The following is a 626-nucleotide window of genomic DNA, read 5'->3' as shown; positions in this document are numbered from 1 at the left end:
TTTGTTTCAATTCGGCTTCCAATTGTTCCAAATCTTTTCTGCCGGCGGGCCACACCTTTGTCTATCCATTCTTGCGCCAAAACGCCGGAAAACCAAAGCGGATCAGGCCATTCCGTTTCCAGTGTAACAGCCCATTTAGGCGCATTATTCAGCGTAATTTTAGATGAAACGGGAACGATGTTTTCCTGAAAATCATCGGCATCAACAATCTTCGTTTGCCATGTGCGAAGGATGTTTTGATAGTAGGGCTGATTCAAATCCAAACATTCGCGCAGGGTTTTTAAAGTAATCTTGCAAGCCAGCCAAGCAAGCAAGCGCGGCAGAATGCCATAGCAGATAATGCTGCCGATGAGTAAGCCTGCCCAAGCGTGTGCATCTTCGATATGATTGTTTAGACGGCCTGCAATTACGGCCTGACTGTCGGGAACAGGAAAGCCCAAATGTTCCGGCAACCATGACAAAGCCTCAACCGTTTTCACCAATGCCGTATTGCTTAAAAGCGTACTTTCCCAGTTGAACGTATATTGACGCACCAAAAGCAGCAGCAAAACAGAAACCAACATTCCCGACAGCGTGCAAAGCCACAGGCCGTGTGAAGTTGCACCAATCAGCCAACGCGTTTGCGG

At 47.8% G+C, this 626-nt stretch carries 1 pseudogene; it reads right to left on the bottom strand.

The features are described 5' to 3' along the window. A pseudogene (locus ACTHUR_RS15495) lies at nucleotides 1–626 on the bottom strand (DUF2868 domain-containing protein); the annotation flags it as partial.

This window comes from Neisseria sp. P0021.S007 (assembly GCF_051956855.1).
Note: the sequence above shows the minus strand (reverse complement) of the source record. Positions and strands in the feature narration are given on the sequence as shown.